4 protein-coding genes and 2 pseudogenes are annotated in these 6,595 nt (G+C 67.5%); 4 read left to right on the plus strand and 2 right to left on the minus strand.

Annotation, left to right across the window (positions count from 1 at the left end):
• The first annotated feature begins 245 nt into the window (after positions 1 to 245).
• The 3 genes from glgB (at position 246) to G3I42_RS24290 (ending at position 4,260) form a co-directional block, all read left to right on the plus strand.
• Complete coding sequence (glgB, locus tag G3I42_RS24280) at positions 246 to 2,438, plus strand: 1,4-alpha-glucan branching enzyme (RefSeq protein WP_164289286.1); 2,193 nt, start codon at positions 246 to 248, stop codon at positions 2,436 to 2,438.
• Between the two features lie 336 nt (positions 2,439 to 2,774).
• Positions 2,775 to 3,692, plus strand: coding sequence for a hypothetical protein (locus G3I42_RS24285; protein ID WP_164289280.1), 918 nt, complete (start codon positions 2,775 to 2,777; stop codon positions 3,690 to 3,692).
• Between the two features lie 31 nt (positions 3,693 to 3,723).
• Positions 3,724 to 4,260, plus strand: coding sequence for a hypothetical protein (locus G3I42_RS24290; protein ID WP_164289282.1), 537 nt, complete (start codon positions 3,724 to 3,726; stop codon positions 4,258 to 4,260).
• Between the two features lie 19 nt (positions 4,261 to 4,279).
• On the opposite strand, the pseudogene G3I42_RS24295 reads toward G3I42_RS24290, so the two are convergent.
• Positions 4,280 to 5,241 (minus strand): annotated as a pseudogene (locus tag G3I42_RS24295) (IS630 family transposase).
• Positions 5,242 to 5,477: 236 nt separating this feature from the next.
• Here G3I42_RS24295 and G3I42_RS24300 point away from each other — a divergent pair.
• On the plus strand, positions 5,478 to 6,194 hold the full coding sequence (locus tag G3I42_RS24300) for a DUF4232 domain-containing protein (protein WP_164289284.1): 717 nt from the start codon (positions 5,478 to 5,480) through the stop codon (positions 6,192 to 6,194).
• 68 nt (positions 6,195 to 6,262) lie between these two features.
• On the opposite strand, the pseudogene G3I42_RS24305 reads toward G3I42_RS24300, so the two are convergent.
• Positions 6,263 to 6,595: pseudogene (locus G3I42_RS24305) on the minus strand (ATP-dependent DNA helicase); the annotation flags it as partial.

Here is a 6,595-nt window from a genome sequence, read left to right on the forward strand (position 1 = left end):
AGGCCCCGCGCCGCAAGCCCGCCGCACCGGCCCCCCAGGAGCAGGCCCCCCAGGAGACCGCGCCCCCGGGACCGGCGTCCCAGGGGGCGGTGTCCCAGGAACCGGCGTCCCCGCGACCGGCCGCCCCGGAGAACGCCGCCGCCCCCGAACCGGCGACGCTCCCCGGGAAGGCCCCGGTCCCCGCCCCCGCGCAGGAACCCGCCGCGGAATCGCTCGCGGAGCCCACTCCGGCCTCGCCCCACGCGGTGAGCGCCTGGGACCGGGGGCGGCTCCTCGCCGGGGCGCACCACGACCCGCACGCGGTGCTCGGCGCGCACCCGGCGGCGGACGGCGAGGGCACCGTCGTACGGGTGCTGAAGCCGCACGCGCGCGCGGTGACCGTGCTGCTCGCGGACGAGGGCCGGGTGCCGCTGGGCTCCGACGGCGAGGGCTTCTTCTCGGGCCGCCTCCCGGCCGGGACGCGGCCCGGCGCCCCGTACCGGCTGCTCGTCACGTACGACGAGGGCGAGGGGGCGCCGCTGGAGGACCCGTACCGGTTCCTGCCCGCGCTCGGCGAGATGGACCTGCACCTCATCGGCGAGGGTCGGCACGAGGAGCTGTGGACGGCGCTCGGCGCGCGCGTCATGGAGCGGGACGGCGTGACGGGCACGCGGTTCACGGTCTGGGCGCCGAACGCGCAAGGGGTGCGCGTCATCGGCAACTTCAACTATTGGGACGGGACCGGGCACCCGATGCGCTCGCTCGGCGCGACCGGGGTGTGGGAGCTGTTCCTGCCGGGGCTCGGGGCCGGTGAGCTGTACAAGTACGAGATCACGACGCCCGAGGGCCACCACGTGCGCAAGGCGGACCCGATGGCGCGGCGCACGGAGGTGCCGCCCGCGACCGCGTCCGTCGTCGACGAGTCGGCGTACGAGTGGGGCGACGCCGCGTGGCTCGCGCGCCGCGGCGACCGACCGGTGCACGAGGCGCCGTTCTCCGTCTACGAGGTGCACCTCGCCTCGTGGCGGCCGGGGCTCACGTACCGCGAGCTGGCCGAGGAGCTGCCCGCGTACGTGAAGGACCTCGGGTTCACGCACGTCGAGCTGATGCCGATCGCGGAGCACCCCTTCGGCGGTTCGTGGGGTTATCAGGTCACCGGCTTCTACGCGCCGACCTCGCGGCTCGGCACGCCCGACGACTTCCGCTTCCTCGTCGACAGCCTGCACCGGGCCGGGATCGGCGTCCTCATGGACTGGGTGCCCGCGCACTTCCCGCGCGACGAGTGGGCGCTGGCGCAGTTCGACGGGCGCCCGCTCTACGAGCACGCCGATCCGCAGCGGGCCTCGCACCCGGACTGGGGCACGCTCGTCTTCGACTTCGGGCGCACCGAGGTCCGCAACTTCCTCGTCGCGAACGCCACGTACTGGTGCGAGGAGTTCCACATCGACGGGCTGCGCGTGGACGCGGTCGCCTCGATGCTCTACCTGGACTACTCGCGCGAGTACGGGCAGTGGTCGCCGAACGCGTACGGCGGGCGCGAGGACCTGGACGCGGTGCGCTTCCTCCAGGAGATGAACGCGACCGTCTACCGCCGCAACCCGGGCGTCGTCACGGTCGCCGAGGAGTCGACGGCCTGGGACGGCGTCACACGGCCGACCGACCAGAGCGGGCCCGGGGGCTTCGGCGGCCTCGGCTTCGGCCTGAAGTGGAACATGGGCTGGATGCACGACTCGCTCGAATACCTCGCGAAGGAGCCGGTGCACCGCAAGTACCACCACAACGAGCTGACGTTCTCGATGGTGTACGCGTACAGCGAGAACTACGTGCTGCCGATCTCGCACGACGAGGTGGTGCACGGCAAGCAGGCGCTCGTCTCGAAGATCCCGGGCGACTGGTGGCAGCGCCGTGCGACGGCCCGCGCCTACCTGGGCTTCATGTGGTCCCACCCGGGCAAGCAACTCCTCTTCATGGGGCAGGAGTTCGCGCAGGGTTCGGAGTGGTCGGAGGCGCGCGGCCCGGACTGGTGGGTGCTCGACCCGGCGTACGAGGCGGCCGGCGACCACCGGGGCGTGCAGGATCTCGTGCGCGACCTGAACGCCGTCTACAGCGCGACGCCGCCGCTGTGGCAGCGCGACACGGACCCGGGCGGCTTCGCGTGGGTCGTGGGCGACGCGGCCGAGGACAACGTCCTCGCCTACCTGCGCCACGACCACGAGGGCACCCCGTTCCTCGCGGTGTGCAACTTCTCCCCCGTCGTCCGCGCGCACTACCGCGTCGGCGCCCCCGAGGGCCGCTGGACGGAGGCCCTCAACACGGACGCGGCCCGCTACGGCGGCGGCGGCATCGCGGCGACCCCCGAAGGCGGGGCGACGACGGACCCGATCGGCGCGCACGGCCACGCCCAGAGCCTGGAACTGACGCTGCCGCCGCTCGCGACGGTGTGGTTGCGCCGAAAATAGCTCTGACACGTAAGGGGGGTGGGGGTAGAGGCGGCATCGCCTCTACCCCCACCCCCCTTACGTGCGAATTCACGGAGTTCGCCCACGGCAAAGTGTGCGCTAGAGCAAGATACAGGTGAGCGTCTCCTGCACTTCAGCGCAGGGATCGATCGACCTACACCCATGCCGCACTCAAGCCGGAAACTGAAGTGATGCCAGGCCCCCGCGACATCGCCGCACGAGGACACGGCGCCTGCGCCGAGCCGCGAGTGGCCCTGGCATCCTGTCATGGCTCTAAGGTCCAGCGACCTCCTTGCCCCCGAAGAGCAATCCCCACCGCAGGCACAAAGGACAACAATGCCATCTTTCAGCTTCTGCCTTTACACCATTGGCGTTAACCAACTTCATCGACAGAAGTCAAACCGCCCAGTCGCGGAATTCAACTCACGTCGACATGACCTCTTTGATGTAGTACGCATTTTTTTCGAACACCACCTTGGCGCAAAGGGGATTAGCAACGAGAAAGACGGAAGCTATATTCGACTTACGGGCGATATCGAGCAGCAGCATCGATCTTTCTGGCCGACACTTGAATCGGGGCATTTCGGCACGGCGGGAAAAGTTGTCGATACGACCACAGGGGATGACACATACGCGTTGAACCACCGCGATGCTCCCACATACCCGCTGCGCCAATTTTTCACTGTCCCCCGATCCGGCGACTGCGCCATTTGGGCGACCGAAGTAGCAGGAAACGCGTCTGCAATCACCCCTCTATGGAATTCCCTAAACGACTGGTTCCGCTCCGAATACGACGCAGATCGTCTGACTCTGAACCGCGCCCCACTGCAAAACACAGATGCATGGAATGATTATATTGACGCATCCGAGCTCCAGCAGATCAAATTCCTGACTTACGTCCGAGACTCCGATGCCGCCGTAGGCATGCGAACCAAAGAGTTCACAGCCAAGAGCGGAAGGGGTAAGAGGCTCCCGAAAGAATGGATCACCCGAGCATACGCACGGGACCTTCCACCGAGCACTGTTTTTCATATCCAGGGCCTCCCCGACGCAGACGAAATTCACCTTCAGATCGAACACGACGGCAAAACGCGAAACATTATTGTTGAGCGGGAGTTTCCTCGTTTCCTTTACCCTGTCGGCGAGGACCCCCAGCGGCGCCCGGACAATACATCCTTCCAAGAAGCAGTCCTGTCAGTGGTAAGTGCTTCACTTGATGACATGGGGGTCAGTCGCGGCGACTGGCAGGCATGACCCATGGGCCATCGCACTGACTGGAGGGGCAGTGGGCGCCAAGTGGAGCATCGCAGCCATCGCACAAGCACACTTTGCAACCTATCGCAACGCGAGGACGGGAAAACAAAGTTTCGTCGATTACATCACTTTCGTAGGGATTCCATTTTCGGCAGCAACAATTACGGCCGTCGTCACGGCGCAAGGAAATTTTGCACTCGTGGAGGTGACCCGCCTCCTAGGGGGAATTGGAGTTTTTACCGGACTTCTATTCGGGCTCCTAACGAATACGTTCACGTTGAGCCTGAGGGTTCGCCGCGACGAGGGCCTTCCCCCGGATCACAAGATGGTCAAACAAGTCGACGAACTTTTTGCGAACCTGGCATGGTCGGTGGTTATTGGATGCCTGCTGGTGACCGCCATCGTCGCCGCCGGCGCCACGCACTCACCAGCCGACGCGCTGGAACCGCCATGGACATGGATGATGGTTTTCCTCTTTTTGCATCTAATGCTGACTGTCCTAATGGCACTGAAGCGCCTATGGTTCGCACATCAAGACATAGCATCGCTGCCCCGAAAACCGGACTGAACTACGCAAAAACACCGCTCTAGTGTCCTGAGTCGCTGACTCGTGTGCAGTATGCGGCGAGGGTGTCGTCGGCGGTCTTTGTCCAGACAGCAGGTCAGCTCGGCGAACCAGGTTGAGCCAGGACGCCGAGGTGGGAGTGAGGTGCAGGTGACAACAGGGTGCCACAGCAGCCATTTCTTGACTGGCTCGGTCTTGTGGGTGGCGTAGTTGTCCAGGACCAGGTGGAGTTCGAGGTCCTTGGGGGCGGCGGCGTCGATGGCCTTCAGGAAGCGGAGGAACTCCTGGTGGCGATGGCGGCGGTAGTGCTGGGCGATGACCGAGCCGGAAGCGATATCCAGGGCGGCGAACAGGCTGGTCGAGCTGTGCCGGACGTAGTCGTGCGTCATCTTCGCCGGCACGGTGGGCGCCATCGGCAGCACCGGCTGGTCCGGTCCAGGGCCTGGATCTGCGACATCTCCTCCACCGCCAGGACCAGGGCGCTTTCGGACGGGGAGAGGTAAATGCCTACCACGTCAAGGACCTTGGGCACGAACTGCGGATCGGTCGACAGCTTCCACGTCTCCTGAATGTGCGGCTTGAGGCCGAACGCCCGCCAGATACGCGAGGCCGCCGACTGCGACATGCCCGCCGCCTGGGCCATCGACCGCGTCGACCAGTGCGCACCACCCGTCGGCGACGCTTGGCCGAGCGTCCTGGCGACCAGGGCTTCGACCTGCACGTCCGTGATCGTCCGCAGGGCCCCGAACGCGGCCGGCCCGCCAGCCGGTCCGCGGCGAACCCAGACCGCCACTTACACGCTGTCCCCCGCGAGACACCCAGGCAATCCGCCATCTGCGCGTTCGGCAGGCCCTCGGCACACGCCAGCACGATCCTCGACCGCGGCACCAGCGCCTGACAGGCGGTCGGCTTGCGCAACCAGTCGCACGGCACCCGACGCTCGTGATCGGACAACTTCAGCGGCAACGGCTTCGGACCAGGCACCGCCCCGCTCTACAACCGCAAGTGAACTAACGACTCAGGACATTGGTCGCCCCCAGAGCCGATGCGTTCCCTCAGCGAGGGTCGACCTCAATCGACCGATGCATGACGGAGGGCGAACCCCCTGAGTGCTCTTCATGACCATCGTTACGGACCCCTGACAATTTTCCACGAACTTTCTTGGCCGCGATGATCATCAGATAGTCCGTACGCACTCACCCGCTGCGGAAAGAGACACCATGTCGATCATCACCCCCCGCGCCGCCCGCACCACCGCCGCCGTCCTCGCCGCGCTCGCCCTCGGGTCCGGGGCCGTCGCCTGTGACGACGACGACTCCGCGAGCGCCGCGCCCGCCGCCTCGCAGAACGTGCAAGCCCCCGCGCAGGACACCTCGAAGGGGGACGACGCCGCCTCGCAGGGCGGCGGCGAGGGCGCGGACTCCGGGCAGAGCGCGGCGCCGAAGGAGCAGGGGCAGAACGACGACGGCAGCGACGGGGCGACCGCACCGGCGAAGCCGAGCGGCGCGCGCTGCGACACGAGCGAGATCGACTTCGACTTCTGGGCGCCGCACGGCGGCAAGCCGGACATGGAGCAGTCGAAGTACCAGCAGTCCGTGACCGTACGGCTGACGAACCACGGCGACCGCACCTGCACGCTCAAGGGCTTCCCCGGCGTCCAGCTCGTGAGCGCGAAGGGCGAGCGCTGGGACCTCCCCCGTTCCAACGCCCGGGCCGACACCATGACGCTCAAGCCCGGCGACGACACCGCCCGCATCAAGTTCACGATCATGCCCGAGACGGACCCCGACGCGCGGGTCTTCGCCCCGCAGGACGTCGTCATGACGCTCCCCGACGAGACGAAGCAGGTCACGCTGCCGTGGGAGTACGGCGGCGGCATCCTCGACCAGTCGGGCGCCACGCACCCGGGCACCTTCGTCGACCCGATCGGGCTCTGAGCGCCGGCCGGCACGGGGTGATCCCGGACACCGCGCGGGACCACCCCGTACGCCTCACGCCTTGAGCGCTATGCCTTGAGCGCTATGGCCAGCGCCTCGGGCAGCGGCTCGCTGTGCAGGAGGCCGAGCCGCTGCGTCGGCCGGGTGAGCGCGACGTACAGGTCGGACTCCTCGTACCGCTGCGGCTCCACGGCCAGCACCTCGTCGAATTCGAGGCCCTTGGACTGGCGCGGCGTCAGCAGGACGACGGGGCGGGTCAGGTCGGGGCTCTCGCCCGCCGAGGCGCCGGGCAGGTGCGGGAGCAGCACGTGGTGCAGTTCGCGCGGCGCGATCACCGCGACGCGCCCCTCGTCCTCGGTCGCCCGCGCCGCCGCCTCGCCCACGGCGCGCGGCAGTTCGGC

The sequence above is a fragment of the Streptomyces sp. SID11385 genome, assembly GCF_010548245.1.
Lineage (GTDB): Bacteria > Actinomycetota > Actinomycetes > Streptomycetales > Streptomycetaceae > Streptomyces.

What these genes read in the sequence shown, in the direction of transcription:
- G3I42_RS24285 (WP_164289280.1), top strand. Translation starts at nt 2,775, where the DNA reads ATGCCATCTTTCAGCTTCTGCCTTTACACCATTGGCGTTAACCAACTT.
- G3I42_RS24300 (WP_164289284.1), top strand. Translation starts at nt 5,478, where the DNA reads ATGTCGATCATCACCCCCCGCGCCGCCCGCACCACCGCCGCCGTCCTC.